The sequence below is a fragment of the Alteromonas lipotrueae genome (assembly GCF_019249215.1).
GTDB classification, from domain to species: domain Bacteria; phylum Pseudomonadota; class Gammaproteobacteria; order Enterobacterales; family Alteromonadaceae; genus Alteromonas; species Alteromonas lipotrueae.
On sequence record NZ_JAESDI010000003.1, the window covers coordinates 1 to 16,580 of the forward strand.

A 16,580-nucleotide genomic window follows, 5' to 3' on the forward strand; every position below is an offset into this window, starting at 1 on the left:
TTAAGAGTGAATACTGGTTATTAGCGACATTCAAAACTTCAAAGAGTAAGTAATAAAAGCGTCTATCGCCTTAATACTAATATTCATAATACTGTATTTTTAAAAAGGTGAGCCTGAAATTTTATTAGATTAAAAACTTTCACAACAGGGTTCCCACTTACACTATTTCTTCTACCAAATTGGTCAATGTCGCTATGTAGCTTTCTTGTTTTAAACGGGTAAGGCTTAATACCTAAAGCTTTTATTTTATCTACTGCTAACCATTGAAGTTCAACGTCCAAGGGCCTAGAAAAAGATTCTGTATATTTTAGCAACTTTTCAGCGCCACTATAGGAAATGACTTGTGCAGAAGCGCCAATAGGTAATTTATTATATTTGACCACAGAAACACCTTCAGACATGAAGACGGTTGTCGCAGAACGTTTCTCATGTACTTCGTTAAGGTTTATGTAGTCCCAAGGCTCGTTGATTTTATCTATTACTTTATCTAGTTGTTGAAAGCTATGCTCAAACATCACATCGTCTTCTAGTACTACGGCGAACGCTAGCTTATGCTCGACAATAAAAGACCAGGCTTTTCTATGGCTAATAAAGCAGCCGATTTCCCCTAGGGTTAATTTTTTATAGTAATTTAGCTTGTTAGCACGCTTTGAATATCCTTGGTGCATAACGTTATCTGACGAGCCTTTAATTGCCGTTATGACTGAAAATTCAGCTGAATAGTGCTTTGCGCTCTGCGTAAACAAATTGAGTCGGTCAACGGATTCCGGCAAGTTAATTAGTAGAATTTTCACTTGGATATTGATAGAAGAATCATAATCCAATCATGTTATTAGGTATTTATTGCAGCATTATGTCAGCCAGATCAGCATCTATCGGCTATCCATTCTGTACCGTTAGAAAAATTACAAATGCTTTTCAATTTCCACTTCTATACATTCGCTATTGCCAGCGCTTTCGATAGTTAGCCAAATTTGGCCATCTTGCACCGTTACTTGCATTTGCATTGAACGGTCTACGGCGTTAGCTAGCGAGGTAGAAAGGCTTTCTGGCAAGGTGAAAACCGATAAGTTCTTTCTGGTGCGCAAGCTGTTTTGTTCTTTCTTCCACCAAGCATCGAAGCTGTTATCTGCGTAAGCATAAATCATCATCTGCTGGCTTTGATTGCAGCCTTTTTTAATGCGTTGTTCGGAAGGTTGGCCCAACTCAATCCACAGTTCTATTACGTCGCTGAAGTCCTTTTGCCAAATGTCTGGCACTTCGTCGTCAGATAACCCTTTTGTAAACTGCAGCTGTTCATGAGCATTTACAATAAAAGCCACGATACGAAGCATCATGCGTGCATCGTTTTCAGAAGGATGGCGAGCAATAGTTAAATTGTGCTCATTGTAGTAATTGCGATCCATATCGGTAATCGATATATCCGCTTTAAAAATGGTTGCTTTAAGAGCCATGGTAATCCTGAGTATTATGCTGAGCGCGTTATGTAAGGCCTAACGCTAGTATTATTTGTCTTTTTACTTATCTTTATTTAGCGCCCGCACTATTGTTATCTGGTGCTAGCACTTTTAGGTAGCGTGTTTATGCAAGTATACGAATTGGGCGACACGGTGTAACTGCGACACGGTGTAACTGCGACACGGTGTAACTGAGATTATATGCCGCGCATATTTGCCGCGTAGAGTAACAGATATTAGGGGTAACAGGTATTAAGGCCTAGCGCCCTCATCTAAAATCTCGGTAACAACGGCTTTCACATCCGCATATCTGCAAAACTCGCAGCTGCCAAACCCTACAACTTGTCTTACTTTTAAACGGGTAAATAAAGGCATGGTCATGGCGGTTAAAAAACGGCAATAGATAGATTCAGTGATGGTTTCGTTAAACTTACCTTCAAGGTGACTGTTAAGGGCTGCCATGGCCTGGGTTACTTGTTCTTTATCTGGCAAGGGGATAGGCGTTGAATAGTCTAATTTGGCCACTTTACCATTGCACACACTGCAGTGGCCGCATTCTTGTGGAGCCTGTTGGTCATCAAAATAGGCCGACAAGTTATAGTTTAAACAGGTATTAAGCTCGAAGAACCGTACCAAGGCGGCAATACGTTTTACTTCTTTACGTTCATTTTCAGCAAAGTAGTGGGCGAGGTTTTCGGCTAGGCTATTGGGTAGATCATCTGCTAACAGTGCTTGCTGATTAACCTCGTACACATCGGTAATTAACCGCGACGCTAGCTCGATATGATTGTGTTCGTGTAAATATTCTAACGCCGCTACTACTCTTGCGCGTTCAGCACCGTAGTGCTCAAAAATGCTGTCGAAATTCACTACACCCCATACTTTTTTCATATCGGTATGGGTGAAAACGGCGTTTAGAAAATCGCTTCGCTCTTTGCTAAATAAGTTGAGAATATCGGCTTTGCCGGTATTAAAACGGTATTTGAATTCGGCAAAATAGGCGTATAAAGGGCGAATAACCTTGGCGAGTTCTAGTTGTACTAACAAGGTTTTAAGCGGAAGCTGACGAATATTGCTTAAGGTAGATAAGCTGTTTATTTGTGTTTCCCACTGGTATACATCGATGCTTGAGTTAACGTATGAAGAGCTAGCGCTTTGCTCAGGTGCTTGACTGGCAATGTCCTTAATTACCCGTTCAATAGCGGATTTGTCTGGCGTATCGCCATAAACAAAGTTTTCAATTGTCACTAGGCCATCTAGGTTGGCCAGCACAGTGCAGTTAGCGTTTTGTCCGTCGCGGCCACCTCGACCAATTTCTTGGCTGTAGTTCTCGATAGACTTGGGTAAGTCGTAATGTACAACAAAACGAATATCAGATTTATCAATGCCCATGCCAAACGCAATAGTGGCCACTACCACTTGTAGCTTGTTTACCATGAAATCTTGTTGAATGTTTTGGCGAATATCGCTGTCTAGTCCGGCATGATAGGCGCTTGCTGCGACCCCATTTTGTTGTAAAAAGCGTGCGACTTGTTCGGCGGTTTGTTGCAACGTTACATATACAATACCCGCGCATATAATACCCGCGCCTTGTTGGCGCTGAAGTTCTTCCAGTAAGGCTTGGTTTTTATTCTTTTCTACAACTGGAAGTACATTTAAATTAAGGTTGGGCCGATAGAATCCTGTTTGAACAATATTTTCTGGCGCAATATCAAACCGACGCGCCATATCAAGCTTCACTTTTTTAGTGGCCGTCGCAGTCAGCAGTAACACCAAGGGAATGTTTAATTCTTGCTGATAGGCTGGTAGTTTCAAGTAATCAGGACGAAAGTTGTGCCCCCATTCAGAGATACAGTGGGCTTCATCAATCACTAACATTGAAACTTGAATCGACTCTATAAACTGCCTAAAACGTTCGTTCTTAAAACGCTCTACCGACACCATGAGTATTTTGCATTCACCAGAACGCACGTCGTTCATGACTTGCTTATTTTGTTCAGCGGTTAGTGTTGAATCGATGCTCGCGGCAGCAATGTCTTTACTATGTAAAAAGGCGATCTGATCTTTCATTAACGCCAACAACGGCGACACTACCAAGGTTAAATGTGGTAGTTGCGTTGCTACAAACTGATAGCACAGCGACTTACCTGAACCCGTGGGAAATATGGCAAGCGATGAGCGCTGATTAAGCAGACTATCTACAACCTCTTGCTGACCACTACGAAATGAAGAAAAACCAAATAGGTCTTGCAATGTTTGGGTATGGTTCGAAATCATTTGGCAACGCATTCCTTTAGGTGTTTTACGGCATGATACAGCAATTAAGAATATGTTAGTCGTTTTAAAGGCACAGCTATAGTTAAGTTCATTTGTGAAGATTAGTGCACCCCAGTCGTGAGATCATCAGACGGGTGGCACACTAATTCTTTGCAAAAATTTTTCTAGAAAAGATAAAGTTACTACTGGATTTACATAACATCGGCTCGTAATATTGTTTTATAGGATGTTATTCATCTGCACTGTTCTTTCGCTGTTAAATACGTCATGGAAACTCAGCGGAGCATTAGAATACTGGAGTTAAACGCATGGATTGCTTGAAGCTATTTTTTGTATTTTGGGTACTGAATACTTTTTCAATTAACCTATTTGCCAAAGAGAGCTGTATGGAAGAGAAAGCAGCAGCAGATCATTGGAACGGTCTTTTACGGGACAAAGTAACAGAGCTTAGACGCTCACATCATCGCGAAGCTAAGGCTCAGTTTCTAGCATGTTTAGGTAGCGAAAAAAACAGCAGCACTGCCAAGTCATCAACTCCCACACAGAATTATATTAGTAATCAAAGAAACCCCAAGAGGGAAGCTCAACCGAGTTTGCGTAATTACCCGACCACTCGAAATGTGTTGGTAAGTAGCTATCATAACTTTAAGGGGGCAAAAAAAGTGGCTTGGAATAACTTTTATAAAGAAACTCCTGAGTGTATAAATAATAGCGATGATATGGCTAAGTTTGTAAAGTGTGCATCCGAAAGGAAGGATTACCTACAGCGCTTTAACCTGCTGTGGGACGATGACAGCCGCTCACTCAAAATACCAATTAACTGACATAAGATAAAATGTTAGCTTTCGATAAGAATTAGCCGAGTTGTTTATATTTATTAGAAGTGCGTCGATAAGCCGGTTACATCAATTCTCTTTCAAATCTTCCGGCGTATTATCTGCCACCACGGCATTTCGTTCACCCATAGGCTTGTCTTCACCCACGGTACTGTCTGCGGTAGTTTGAAGCTCAATTGATGAGTTTACTTCCGCGCCAATAAGTATGATGTAGGCGCTTAAGTACAGCCACATGAGTAGAATGATAATACCGCCCACTGATCCATAGGTTTTGTTGTAGCTGGCGAATTCATTTAAATAAATAGAAAACCCGTAAGACGCGGCAATCCATAATAAGGTGGCGAATAACGACCCTGGTGTAACCCACCGCCATTGCGCTGAACGCCTATGAGGAGCGTAACGGTATAGTGCAGATAGCCCAATATTAAAGAGCAGCAGCAATACAGGCCAGGTTATCCATGACGCTTGCTTGAAGCTTATTAAGCCGCTAGAAAACCAACTTATCATTTCCGGAAGAACAGTAATGCAAACTAGCGCAACAATGACCGTGGCTATCACGCTAATGGTGCCGGTTATGCGGGCGATTAAGCCTTTAAAAAAGCCTCTGCCATTGTCTTCGATGTAGGTAATATTACACGCGGTAATAAGTGCATTTGCACCTTTACTGCTGCTCCACAGTGATAAAAAAAGCGTTAGGAAAAAGCCCCAACCCAGTGCTGAATTCGATTTTTGAGTGAGGTTTTTAAGCTGTTCTTCAATGATATAGCTGCTGTCGCTAGGTACTACGTTGACCAGTAAGGCCATATGATTGTGTAACTCTTCGGGTGACACTATTAAGCCATATAAGGAAATGGTTGCACCAAGAAGAGGGAATATAGCCAGTAAGCAGAAGAACGCAACGCCTGCGGCGATAAGGGGAATGTTATGGCTTTGGATGTTGGTAAATGTACGTTTAACAATACTCCACCAATTTTTTAGCGTTAACCCCAAAGCAGACTCTGCTTGAGTAGATTGCGTTGTGCTCATGTAATTCCGTTCACTTTACTCGTCTATAAGGTTTATACAGCGCAGAGAACAAGTAAGATTATAAAAAATACCTGCTAGCTCAATGGTACTTATATTTGCCGCACGCGTGTATCGTATCCAACAATGCTAGTTAGGCCTGATAAAGGGCGCTGTTTTACTTTCTGAACAATTACCAACATCTTCTGGAGTGCCTTTGGCCACTATGTTTCCCCCAGCATCACCAGCACCTGGGCCAATATCTATAATATAATCACTAGATGACGCAACTTGCATATTGTGCTCTACCATTACCACGCTGCTGCCTTCATCCACCAATGTATTTAGGTGTTTCATTAACAATGAAATATCTGCAGGGTGAAGCCCAGTTGTGGGCTCGTCTAGTACGTAAAGGGTGTGTTTTTTGTCGGCTCTTTTCAGCTCGGTAGCCAGTTTTATTCGTTGTGCTTCTCCCCCTGAAAGTTCGGTGGCGGGTTGGCCTAATCGTAAGTAGCCCAAGCCCACTTTCACAAGCGCATCGAGCGCACGAAAAACAGGGGCTTCATTAGCGAATATGTTGTGTGCCTCGGCCACACTTAGCGACAGTACATCGGCTATCGATAATGAATTCCAGGTAACGTCTAATGTGTCTTGGTTGTAGCGTTTTGTATCGCAAACCGGGCAGGGGGAGTACACCGATGGCATAAAGAGTAATTCTACCGATACGAAGCCTACTCCCTCGCAGTTGGCGCACCTTCCTTTGGTGGTATTAAACGAAAATCGACCTGCATCGTAGCGTCGTTTTTTCGCTAATGGTGTGGCGGCGAATAGTTTGCGCACATGGTCGAATAGCCCTGTGTAAGTCGCTAAATTTGAACGGGGCGTTCTGCCAATGGGGGATTGGTTTACTACGACTAATCGCTTTATTTGTTCTGCATCACTTACTTTGTTGTCTGCGCTGCCATCTTGAATGCCACCTTCACTACCATGATTATTATTGCCACTATCGATATAGCCGCTAGCAGGCTGCTCTTCGTTGCTTTCCAGCAAGGTGGCTTCGGTAATAACTGCTGCAGGGTTATTGCTAGCGGCGCTTTTGCCGGCAGAGTTATTAATAGCAGCGTTTTTGTCGGGCGTATTGCTAGTGCCAAGTGACGCTTTCACCAACTCCACCAGTGCATGGCTGACTAAGCTTGATTTACCCGAGCCTGATACGCCGGTTACTGTGGTAATAGTGCCAAGGGGAAACGCGCAGTCGATATTATCAAGGTTGTTTTTGCTAATGGCTTTTAATGATAGCCAGCCTTTCGGGGCACGGTTGTGATGCTTAAGGGCTAAAGCGTTATTGAAAAGGTATTGCGAAGTTATTGAATTCGATGCTTTTTCCAATGCATCGACAGGTCCACTATATACCAACTCACCGCCGTTTAAGCCTGCATAGGGGCCGATATCAACAACCCAGTCAGCGTGTTTAATGACACGGGGATTATGCTCAACCAAAAATACGCTATTACCTGCTTCTACTAGCGCATCAAATGCGTCTAGCAATGCGGTTACATCGTTCGGGTGCAGGCCAGACGATGGCTCATCCATAATATATACCACGCCAAACAATTTTGATTTTATTTGGGTGGCTAGCCGTAACCGCTGTAATTCACCGGCTGAAATCGTCGTAGTGCTTCGCTCTAGTGACAGGTACCCCAATCCAAGAGCAATGATGGGTTTGATACGAGCCACGATGTCTTTAGCAATGTTATGAATAACCAGTGCCCGTTCGTTGTTTTGGGCTTTGGCTGTATCAAGTAGCGTATTCAAATGTTCTACCACGTCGCTCAACGAACGTTGAGAGAAGGCGGATATGTCTAGGCCGCAAAGCGTTACTGATAGTGAAGCCTGTTTAAGCTTTTTTCCATAGCATTGTGGGCACGTTGAAACGGCAAGATATTGCGCTACTTTTTGCTTTATCTTTTCTTTTTGAGAGGTTTTGAAGGTTTCAAGTACATAGCGTTTAGCGCCAATAAACTTACCGTTATAGCTGGCGGGTTCGCCTTCTTCCTTCGCGGCTTGGGTCTGAGCCAAGTTATAGTTTCTGTATACCGGTACTTGGGGTGTATCGTCGGTGAATAAAATCCAATCTCGCGTAGATTCGGGTAATTCCTGCCAAGGAATATCGACATCAATATCTAACGACAGTAGAACCCGCACTAAATTTTTACCTTGCCAAGCACCAGGCCAGGCAGCAATGGCTCCTTCACGAATGGTAAGGGTAGGGTCGGGCACCAGTTTGTCTTCGGTTACATCAAACACAGTGCCAATGCCATGGCACTTCTCGCAGGCACCCTCAACGGTATTTGGCGAGAATCCATCGGCATAAATGATTTTTTGATTTGTGGGGTAATCACCTGCACGGGAATACAGCATACGCAGGCTATTTGAAATGGTGGTGATACTACCTACCGATGAACGAATTGAAGGCGTTCCGCGGTTCTGATGCAGCCCAACCGCAGGTGGTAAGCCTTCAATACTATCTACATCGGGCGTTTCAATCTGATCAATCAACCTTCTTGCATAAGGAGAAACCGAATCTAAATAACGATGCTGCGCTTCTGCGTATAAGGTGCCAAAGGCGAGTGAGGACTTACCCGAGCCAGAAATGCCCGTAAAGGCCACAATCCTGTTTCGGGGAATATCAACATCCACGCCTTTTAAGTTGTGAACTCGCGCACCACGCACCTGCAGAAAATTATCGTTAGTTGTTGTCATGCTTCCCTTACCATCCTTAATGCTTTTCCAACCTTACAAAATAAGGCGAACCTAGAATGAGTAGACTGAAGGTATTTATAACGATCATTTTGGAGACCATAAAAAGTCACGTGCAGGAAACGTAAATGCGGCTTTTTATTTACTTAACGTGCTAAGTAATGTCGTTGTAGTTAGCATGCTAAGTAACTTTGAGGTGTGTATGTCTGCTCTAAAGCCGTTTCACGAAACGCTAGATTTTACGCTTGTTGGAAAGATGGGCCGAGTACACCGGTTATGCAGAGAAGCTGTTACGTTAACTGTTGAGCCCTTGGGGTTAACGCAATCAAGATGGCTCGCGTTAATGCATATCAATTTAATTGGCGAAGGGGTTACCCAATTAGCGCTAGCGCAAAGTTTGGGCATAGAAATGCCGTCGTTAACTCGCACATTAAAGCAGCTTGAAGAGCTGTCGCTGATTAGCCGCCAAGTTGATAACAACGATAAGCGAAGCAAAAAACTATATTTCACTCAAGACGGTCGCGTTGTTTTGAATTCGCTAAATGAAAAAATTGCGGATGTTAAGCAGCAGTTTTATGCAGGGTTAACCCATGAGCAGCTAGACGCAATGGCGTGTGCGCTGTTGCAAATAGAACAAAATGCCTCGGACTGTATTTCTCTACAGGAAACACGCAGAGCAAGTAAATTAGAGGAGGGGACTAATGACACCTGATCAGAAATTTTCGCTTTACGTAAGATTTTCTTTAATTGGTTTCGTGCTGGTTTTTATTTACTACCTTATTGCCGATACCTTTGTGTGCAAGTGTAGCAACTTTATCGTTTGTGGTGTTTCAAGCGCTGGATTTACAAGACTCTATATCGGCACAAGCTTCATCGGTACTTATTCTATTTTCGCTTTGCTGGAAAGCGGCAAGTCTCGCTGGGTGGCAACGGGCTATTGGTACACTCATTGGTTGTAATTTAGCACTGCTGGCGCAATTGTTTTTGTACAATCACAGTGATTTTTTACTTTTTCCGGTACTCGTATTGTGGATTTTAGCGTTCATTTTTAGCCGCTGTCATATTTTAGGTGGCGGGATGCCGGGCATTGGGTTTGGTGTGCTAACCACGTTTGGTATTTTGTTTGGAAACTCGCTAACACCCAACCAAGATTTAGTTTACAGCGCGCTTTACCGTTTTAGCTCTGTGGCCGTGGCAATTGCCCTTAGTTTGAGTGCCGTTTACGTTATGCATCACATTTTGAACCGCTTTAGTGTTACCCGTCACCATACATATGAATAGCAAAGTAGAATGACCAAGGGCTTGAGCCGAGTGTTTATCGAAAGCGGAAACTAACGGGTAAATAAGCCATACTTTTTTGCTACTTGGGTGCAAATGAACGTGGTCACAAAAACGACCACAATCACCAAGAGCGTTTTAGCATTCTCTAAAGGCCAGATCATTTCTACAATCTTTACGGTGGTTACGGTGATAACAACAATACATGCCATAAAAAGGATATAGCTTATAATCTGTTTAATATTCTTCAGCATATTGGCTCCTAATAAGGGTCCTTAGCCCCTAAAATTACTCATCAGTTGTAAATGTGGTGCGCTCGGACATCTTGTCGCCAACTTTACTACCTGCATATCCTAACCCACCAGAAATAGCACCTATAGCAGCACCAACCCAGCCACCACCACGGACACCGCCTAGAGCTCCAGCTCCCATCGATGCAGCCAATCCTGCTACGCTAAAATCGCCCCAGCAGTGCTCTGCGCATCCGCCTGATACAAGGTCTACCTCATTATTTGTAAGAACTTCCATTATTAATTCCTTCTAAAAGTGTTAACCCAAAAGTGGGAGCACTTACAATGCTCATGCTTGTTAACAAAGGTAACTGATCTTGAGAATAGTTCTTGCCGTGTAGGGAGGTTAAATACGAATTTACCGCATATAATTTTGATGGGGAAAAGTAGAGCATAAAAATGCCGGATGTTTTCACATCCGGCATTTTTGTTTAGTTCTACCTTACAAGATTAATTAAAAGCTATAAGTTACTTTTCCGTAAACATAACGGCCTGTGAAACCATACGGTGAGAAACCTGAGTATGGGAAAATCATCGAGAAGGTCGTTACGTCATCAACTAAATCGCGTGTAGCTTCTGGGTAAACATCGAAGATGTTATTCGCACCAACCGATACCGCTAGGTTGTCAGTAAGGGCTACGCGAACATCTAAATCTGTGATCCACTCAGAAGGAATGATTTCGTTGCGTGCTTCAATAGAAGACGGATCTTCAACTTCGCCGTAACGTGTGTTGCGCAAAGTAGCGTTATAACGGTCATAAGACCAAGTTACGCCAAGGTTCACTTTGCTATCTGGCGAGCTTGTTTCAAAGCGGCGTAGTTCAACATCGTCGAACAAGTTACTTTGGTCGAAACCCGCATTTTGAAGTACATCTGGCGCATCTATAATGTCGGTGACTTCGTTATCGTTGAAGTTAATACCAGCATTGAAGTTAAACGCACCAAAGTCGGCAGTATTCAACGTGTAGGTAGAAACAATATCTACCCCTTCAGTACGTGAATCAATCGCGTTTAAGAAGAAGCGAGCTTGGTTAGCACCTGTGCCTTCAAGTAACGCTTCAATAGCATCGCCCGATAGGTTGTTAGACAGTACAATTCGGTCGTCAATATCAATGCGATAGAAGTCTACGGTTAGGTTGAAATTCGCTGTAGGCGAATAGGTGAAACCTGCGCTGTAGTTATCTGATTCTTCAGCATCAAGACCTGGGCTACCTAACGCTTGAGCTACGTCGCTTGAAGCTGCAAATGTACCGGTTTCAGTGGGTTCGCCGTCAACAAACACAGTAGCAATAGAGGTGAAATGCTGCTGTTGTAAGGAAGGCGCTCTAAAGCCTGTTGAAACCGAGGCACGAAGTGCAAAAGTGTCAGTAACAGTAACGCGATTAGAGAGCTTCCAGTTAAACGTGCTACCGAAATCTGAATAGTCTTCAAAACGACCTGCTACTGCCACATTCCAGTTTTCAAGCACATCGGCTTCTACATCCACATAAAAGCTGTAGTTGTGACGGGTATTTTCACCTGCTGACTCAGGTGTAAAGCCTGGGAATACTTGTGAACCGGCAGCGCCAAAAGGTCCATCAACAGGGTCGGTAACTACGCCGCCCGGGCCAAATGTACCCTGAATATAAGAGTTCTCTTCACCTGCGGTAATTTCATAGCTTTCGTGGCGATACTCTGCACCCATAGCGAAGTTCATTTCACTATAGAAGTAGCCAGTGTCCACAAGTCGCGATGCGTCAGCATTAATAATAGTGGTGTTGTATTCTAGCTCACCTGCGTTAAAACTCGTTTGGCTTGTTGGCCCAAGAGAAGTGTTTAAGCTATTTACTACGCTGTACTCTAGTGCATTGCCACCGTGGGTGAGTGACAAATCGTAGTTCCACACATCGCCGTAACCTTTAATACCGCCTAGTACCGACATATCTTGAATGTCAGTTTGAATAGAAGGTAAGAAACCGTCTGGGTAGATAGAAGTAATGTTACGGCTGTCTGATGCACGGCGATAAAAACCGCCGCCAATGGAATCACGTGAACTAAAGCCAGCCGTACCGTAAAATTCGATACTGTCGTTAATAGCTTTACCCGCGTTTACGAATAGCGCGTAATCTTCTACTTCGCCATTACCGTATACGTGGTTGTAGCGGTTAACTGTGAATTCTCTTTCATCTAAATTACCATCAGCATCACGAGCATAGTTTTCACGAGTATCGAAGTCTGAACGGTTTGACTCACCACGGTCGCGGTATTCAGCTGAAACGTTTACAAATCCGTCATCGCCCCATTCAAAGCCCATATTGCCACGAAGGGTAAGGGTTTGTCCGTCGGTAAGTTCATGATCTGAACCTGTATCAAATGCAAGGTTGCCGTCTGCATCGGCACTAACGCCTTCAAGGTTAGGCACACCGTCCATCGTAGTTACGTTTGCACCGTAAGTGGCTGATACTTCACCGCCTTCGCTAGCGTCTTTCAATACAATATTGATAACACCAGCAATGGCGTCTGAACCGTATTGAGCCGCTGCACCATCGCGCAATACTTCAATGCGCTTAATCGCGTTAGCTGGTATAGCATTTAAATCCACAGCAGAAGAGCCGCGGCCCACAGAACCGTTTAGGTTAAGTAGTGCTGAAGTATGGCGGCGTTTGCCATTCACTAATACTAGTGTGTGATCTGGCGCTAAGCCACGAAGCTGAGCGGGGCGAACATGGTCTGTTCCATCGGTAACAGAAGGTTGCGGGAAGTTGAAGCTTGGCAACAACGAATTGAGGATCATGTTGGTTTCGGTTAAACCGGTGGCTTCAATGGAAGATGCATCGATAATATCGATAGGTACCGGAGAGTCATTAACAGTGCGGCCTACGCGGCGCGAACCAACAATTTGGATTTGCTCAACATCTTGCTCGTCGATGTTGGTTTGTTCTTGAGCCATTACCGACGTTGAAAACGGTATAGCCGCTATAGCACCTGCGATCAAGGAAAGCTTGAAAACAGAAGCGTTAAAATTTGCTTGTTGCATTGTGTGTTCCTGAATTTTTATAAGTGTATTTTTAAAGCGAATGAACGTTGCAGTAGCGCAGTGCTTTTGCATGCACGAGTTACACGTATTTTTGGTACGCATACTGCTGTTACTTCTTTTCTGTTGCGGGGTGCAGCTAAAAGCCGTGTTGTCTGATAAGACTTATAATTATTAGATGTGATAAACGAGTTTCGTTTATGGAGCTGAGTTAAGCACAAAATCAATTAGTCATACAATACTAAAGTTGTAAATTTTTAATAGTTTCGATGAGACGTGTATTTCAAGCGGCGGCATGTCGAATTTTCGCGATGAAGCATTTCATTTCAGAAAGCGAAAGAGGACGAAATCTTTCTATAAAGTTTTTTAACTTCTACGTATGGAAGAAATCTCTTAAATTGGCTTTGTCTTTCTTTTAATTGACTTTATTGCTTACCTGCATAATGTAGAACTCGCAAACGCAAATTTCAGCGTCTAAATTGTATAGAACAAATAACAATAACAGGGATACAGATGAAAACTTTCTTTAAATGGTTAGGCATAGGTCTGCTGGTAATTATACTGGGTGCAGCCGCCTGGGGTACACACGAGTGGAATGCTGAAAAGCCATTTTCATTTCGCGTATTTTTAGATAGAACCCTTATTCAGCAGGCATTGAAGAGCCCCCAAACGTTGACCTCAATTGGCGTGTTAGATGGTATGGGCATAAAAGGTCATAACGCCCATTTGGACGATGCCAGTTTAGCGTCTTCACAAGCCACGTTTGATGAGCTTATGCAGGTTAAAAATGTGCTTGTGCAGTATGAAGATTTGGATGAAGATCAGCAATTATCCAAAGACATCGCGCTGTACTTACTCAACACCTTAAGCGGGTTCGAAAAGTACCAATATCATAGTTACCCCTTTAACCAAATGTCAGGGGCACAGAGCAACTTTCCTAGCTTTATGGATGGGCAGCACCCGATTACCGATGTAGAAAGCGTTGATTTCTACATTAGTCGTTTAAGTGAAAGTAAGCGCTATTTTACTCAAATGCTGGAAGGCATGAAGTTGCGCGAAGAGAAGAATATCCTCCCACCACGCTTTGTTATTCAGCGAGTTATTGACGAAATGCAGGGGTTTATCGATAGGCCAGTAAAAGAAAATATTCTGTATACCTCGGTGCAGCGCCGCATGGAAGCGTCTGATGCAATTGTTGAAGCTGACTATGATGGGCTTTTATATAACGTTGCTACAGAAATAGAAAATACGGTTTATCCTACTTACCAAATGCTTATTGATTACTTTGTTGGCCTTAAGGCAAAAGCGGGAACCGATGATGGCTTATGGCACTTAGAGGGGGGAGATGAAGCTTATAAACTGGCCCTGCGTTTCTTCACTACCACTGATTACTCTGCCGACTACATCCATAATGTGGGTTTATCAGAAGTTGACCGAATACAGGCTGAGATCTTAGCAATTTTAGCGCAAGAAGGGTTTGATGTTAGCCAAGGCTTTACCGCAGCAATAAATACGCTAGCAGAAGACGAGCGCTTTTATTATGAAGATACTGATAATGGTCGAGAGCAAATTCTAGTCGATTACCAAACTATCCTCGATGAAATTGAAGCAGGTTTGGGCGATGCATTTCTGGTAAGCCCAAAAGCGAGTATGGAAGTAAAACGTATTCCAGAGTTTAAGGAAAAAACAGCTCCAGGTGCGTATTATGAAGCGCCCGCGTTTGATGGGTCTCGTCCGGGCGTCTTCTTTGCGAATCTTTATGATATTAAAGCAACACCTACCTACAGCATGCGAACGCTGGCCTATCATGAAGGCATTCCGGGTCACCATTTTCAAATTGCCATTGCAATGGAACTGGAAGGTTTACCTATTTTTAGAACCGTAGCTCCCTTCGTGGCCTACATTGAAGGCTGGGCGCTATATTCAGAACGCTTAGCGTGGGAACTCGGCTTTCAAGACGATCCGTTTGATAATATCGGCCGCTTACAAGCCGAGCTTTTCCGGGCAGTAAGGCTAGTGGTAGATACCGGTATTCATGCGAAACGCTGGACGCGTGAAGAAGCCATAGACTACATGCTAACTAATACAGGCATGGCCGAGTCTGACGTCACCTCTGAAATTGAGCGTTATATCGTGCTGCCAGGGCAAGCAACGTCTTACAAAGTAGGTATGATGAAAATTTTGGAGCTTCGGGAAAAAGCGAAGTTAGCGTTAGGTGATAAATTCGTTCTAGGCGAATTCCACGATGCGGTTCTGAAAAACGGCGCCGTGCCATTAGATGTACTAGAGCAAATTATCGATAAGTATATTGCCGACACGCTTAATTAAAGTGTTGATAATACCAAACTAAGCAATTGGCAGAAGGCTTGCCCGACGATTCCTATTAACGATGGCTATTTAACCCGGCTAGGTAAAGCCAAAGTAGCTTAATAACCACGAGGCGTTACTGCTTAGCGTAACGCCTTTTTTTATAAGTAGATTTTAATAAGTGTCTAAGGGAAAACAGACTAGGTTAATCCGTTTACAAACTCCAGAATGTAACCGTTCACTGTATCGTGTTGTTCTGCAAACACCATATGGGTGCCATTTTCTATAATGTTTAGCTTTGCGTTAGGTAATTGGCCTAACAGGAACTCAGAATATTTCACCGGTGTCATAATATCTTTGTCACCCACAATAAGCTGTACTGGCAATGTAATGCTACCTATATCCTGCATAACGTCAAAGTTGTCACAAGCCGTAAAGTCTTTCAGCATCACAGTGGCGCCATTTTTAACGATTGCCGAATTCACCTCAGTTCTTAACGGCTCTTGCAGTTGTTGGTTTGAAGCCAATAGGTAATCGGGGAATGCTCCGCCTTCTTCTATAAGCGTTGCTAGTGACGTAAGCAGTTGTGGCATTACTTTTAATTTAGCGCCCGCACCTATTAGCACCATTGCTTTAAGTCTACTTGAATCAAAAGTCGTTGATTCGCTTGAAGCCGACAGAGCAGCCTGCATGGCTACGGCACTTCCTAAAGAATGACCCACCAACACCACGTCTGTTAAATCTTCTTGTTCCACGGTGTTAAGCACCCATTGAGCAATGGATTTTACATCAAGTAATGCTTCGCCATCAGGATGCCCAGGAAAGTTTAAAGCAATGCTGTTGTTGAAAAACGATACTTGGTGCGCCCACACGTTATTCGTGCAACCTGAGCCATGTAAAAATACGAATGTCATTTTAAATGCCTTTTCGAGAGTTCTATTCACTCTATAACGAAAGGAATGAATATTCTACGCTCTAGGCGATAAGGCCAGCAATTGATTGCGCGTCATTGCCTTACAGATTTCTCCGAGAGATACATCCGACAGATTACCCCCAGAGAGACATACTCGATAATTCCTACAATAACCTTGAGTACATTTCGGTATAGATATTGTAACGGTATCTATAACTGTACCTAGAACAGAAAGGTTTGAGCCGTTAATTGTGAGGAATTTACAGCTTCATGAACTATTCGCGTAAGGATTTCACATGACGGTTCTCTTCTCGCTATTTAATTTTGAGGCAGGTTTGAGGCAGGGGAGTTTGGTGTGACTAATAACCTGACCGAACTCTTTCAAGCTTATGGCTAGGTTTGAGTAAAGACGAGTTTGGAGCTGATTGCGACATTAACTACAACCTT

12 protein-coding genes and 1 pseudogene are annotated in these 16,580 nt (G+C 43.3%); 4 read left to right on the forward strand and 9 right to left on the reverse strand.

The window, feature by feature from the left end; all coding sequences use genetic code 11:
* Positions 1 to 83: 83 nt before the first annotated feature.
* The 3 genes from JKP82_RS03390 to JKP82_RS03400 all read right to left on the reverse strand — a co-directional run bounded on the left by JKP82_RS03390 (position 84) and on the right by JKP82_RS03400 (position 3,734).
* Positions 84 to 824, reverse strand: a complete 741-nt coding sequence (locus JKP82_RS03390) for a glycosyltransferase family 25 protein (protein ID WP_218395870.1) — start codon at positions 822 to 824, stop codon at positions 84 to 86.
* Positions 825 to 905: 81 nt separating this feature from the next.
* Positions 906 to 1,454, reverse strand: coding sequence for a YaeQ family protein (locus JKP82_RS03395; protein WP_159532501.1), 549 nt, complete (start codon positions 1,452 to 1,454; stop codon positions 906 to 908).
* Between the two features lie 255 nt (positions 1,455 to 1,709).
* On the reverse strand, positions 1,710 to 3,734 hold the full coding sequence (locus JKP82_RS03400; RefSeq protein ID WP_218395873.1) for a RecQ family ATP-dependent DNA helicase: 2,025 nt from the start codon (positions 3,732 to 3,734) through the stop codon (positions 1,710 to 1,712).
* Between the two features lie 386 nt (positions 3,735 to 4,120).
* On the opposite strand from JKP82_RS03400, the gene JKP82_RS03405 reads away from it, so the two are divergent.
* Positions 4,121 to 4,558, forward strand: a complete 438-nt coding sequence (locus JKP82_RS03405; protein WP_159532497.1) for a hypothetical protein — start codon at positions 4,121 to 4,123, stop codon at positions 4,556 to 4,558.
* 81 nt (positions 4,559 to 4,639) lie between these two features.
* Here JKP82_RS03405 and JKP82_RS03410 read toward each other — a convergent pair whose 3' ends face one another.
* Together JKP82_RS03410 and JKP82_RS03415 are read right to left on the reverse strand one after the other, a co-directional pair.
* Complete coding sequence (locus tag JKP82_RS03410; protein WP_159532495.1) at positions 4,640 to 5,596, reverse strand: YihY/virulence factor BrkB family protein; 957 nt, start codon at positions 5,594 to 5,596, stop codon at positions 4,640 to 4,642.
* Positions 5,597 to 5,722: 126 nt separating this feature from the next.
* The gene (locus JKP82_RS03415; protein ID WP_218395875.1) at positions 5,723 to 8,335 is read right to left on the reverse strand and encodes an excinuclease ABC subunit UvrA; all 2,613 of its coding nucleotides are present in this window, start codon (positions 8,333 to 8,335) and stop codon (positions 5,723 to 5,725) included.
* A gap of 199 nt (positions 8,336 to 8,534) precedes the next feature.
* Here JKP82_RS03415 and JKP82_RS03420 point away from each other — a divergent pair, with 199 nt between their 5' ends.
* Together JKP82_RS03420 and JKP82_RS03425 are read left to right on the forward strand one after the other, a co-directional pair.
* Positions 8,535 to 9,044, forward strand: a complete 510-nt coding sequence (locus JKP82_RS03420) for a MarR family transcriptional regulator (protein WP_159532491.1) — start codon at positions 8,535 to 8,537, stop codon at positions 9,042 to 9,044.
* Positions 9,045 to 9,124: 80 nt separating this feature from the next.
* A pseudogene (locus tag JKP82_RS03425) lies at positions 9,125 to 9,613 on the forward strand (FUSC family protein); the annotation flags it as partial.
* 50 nt (positions 9,614 to 9,663) lie between these two features.
* On the opposite strand, the gene JKP82_RS03430 reads toward JKP82_RS03425, so the two are convergent.
* The 3 genes from JKP82_RS03430 to JKP82_RS03440 all read right to left on the reverse strand — a co-directional run bounded on the left by JKP82_RS03430 (position 9,664) and on the right by JKP82_RS03440 (position 12,916).
* The gene (locus JKP82_RS03430) at positions 9,664 to 9,864 is read right to left on the reverse strand and encodes a hypothetical protein (RefSeq protein ID WP_159532489.1); all 201 of its coding nucleotides are present in this window, start codon (positions 9,862 to 9,864) and stop codon (positions 9,664 to 9,666) included.
* Positions 9,865 to 9,898: 34 nt separating this feature from the next.
* A complete protein-coding gene (locus JKP82_RS03435) occupies positions 9,899 to 10,138 on the reverse strand; it encodes a hypothetical protein (protein WP_218395878.1) in 240 nt (79 codons plus the stop codon).
* A gap of 216 nt (positions 10,139 to 10,354) precedes the next feature.
* On the reverse strand, positions 10,355 to 12,916 hold the full coding sequence (locus tag JKP82_RS03440; RefSeq protein ID WP_218395880.1) for a TonB-dependent receptor plug domain-containing protein: 2,562 nt from the start codon (positions 12,914 to 12,916) through the stop codon (positions 10,355 to 10,357).
* Positions 12,917 to 13,426: 510 nt separating this feature from the next.
* Between JKP82_RS03440 and JKP82_RS03445 the strand changes: the two genes are divergently transcribed.
* Positions 13,427 to 15,241 (forward strand): DUF885 domain-containing protein, encoded by a 1,815-nt coding sequence (locus JKP82_RS03445; protein ID WP_218395882.1) that lies wholly within the window; start codon positions 13,427 to 13,429, stop codon positions 15,239 to 15,241.
* Between the two features lie 179 nt (positions 15,242 to 15,420).
* On the opposite strand, the gene JKP82_RS03450 is transcribed toward JKP82_RS03445, so the two are convergent.
* Entirely contained in the window at positions 15,421 to 16,134 is a 714-nt protein-coding gene (locus JKP82_RS03450; RefSeq protein WP_159532481.1) for an alpha/beta fold hydrolase, read from the reverse strand.
* Between the last annotated feature and the right edge of the window lie 446 nt (positions 16,135 to 16,580).

Excerpts from the sequence above, each read along its gene's own strand:
- JKP82_RS03395 (WP_159532501.1), bottom strand. The coding sequence starts at position 1,454 with ATGGCTCTTAAAGCAACCATTTTTAAAGCGGATATATCGATTACCGAT.
- JKP82_RS03400 (WP_218395873.1), bottom strand. The coding sequence starts at position 3,734 with ATGATTTCGAACCATACCCAAACATTGCAAGACCTATTTGGTTTTTCT.
- JKP82_RS03405 (WP_159532497.1), top strand. The coding sequence starts at position 4,121 with ATGGAAGAGAAAGCAGCAGCAGATCATTGGAACGGTCTTTTACGGGAC.
- JKP82_RS03410 (WP_159532495.1), bottom strand. The coding sequence starts at position 5,596 with ATGAGCACAACGCAATCTACTCAAGCAGAGTCTGCTTTGGGGTTAACG.
- JKP82_RS03415 (WP_218395875.1), bottom strand. The coding sequence starts at position 8,335 with ATGACAACAACTAACGATAATTTTCTGCAGGTGCGTGGTGCGCGAGTT.
- JKP82_RS03420 (WP_159532491.1), top strand. The coding sequence starts at position 8,535 with ATGTCTGCTCTAAAGCCGTTTCACGAAACGCTAGATTTTACGCTTGTT.
- JKP82_RS03430 (WP_159532489.1), bottom strand. The coding sequence starts at position 9,864 with ATGCTGAAGAATATTAAACAGATTATAAGCTATATCCTTTTTATGGCA.
- JKP82_RS03435 (WP_218395878.1), bottom strand. The coding sequence starts at position 10,138 with ATGGAAGTTCTTACAAATAATGAGGTAGACCTTGTATCAGGCGGATGC.
- JKP82_RS03440 (WP_218395880.1), bottom strand. The coding sequence starts at position 12,916 with ATGCAACAAGCAAATTTTAACGCTTCTGTTTTCAAGCTTTCCTTGATC.
- JKP82_RS03445 (WP_218395882.1), top strand. The coding sequence starts at position 13,427 with ATGAAAACTTTCTTTAAATGGTTAGGCATAGGTCTGCTGGTAATTATA.
- JKP82_RS03450 (WP_159532481.1), bottom strand. The coding sequence starts at position 16,134 with ATGACATTCGTATTTTTACATGGCTCAGGTTGCACGAATAACGTGTGG.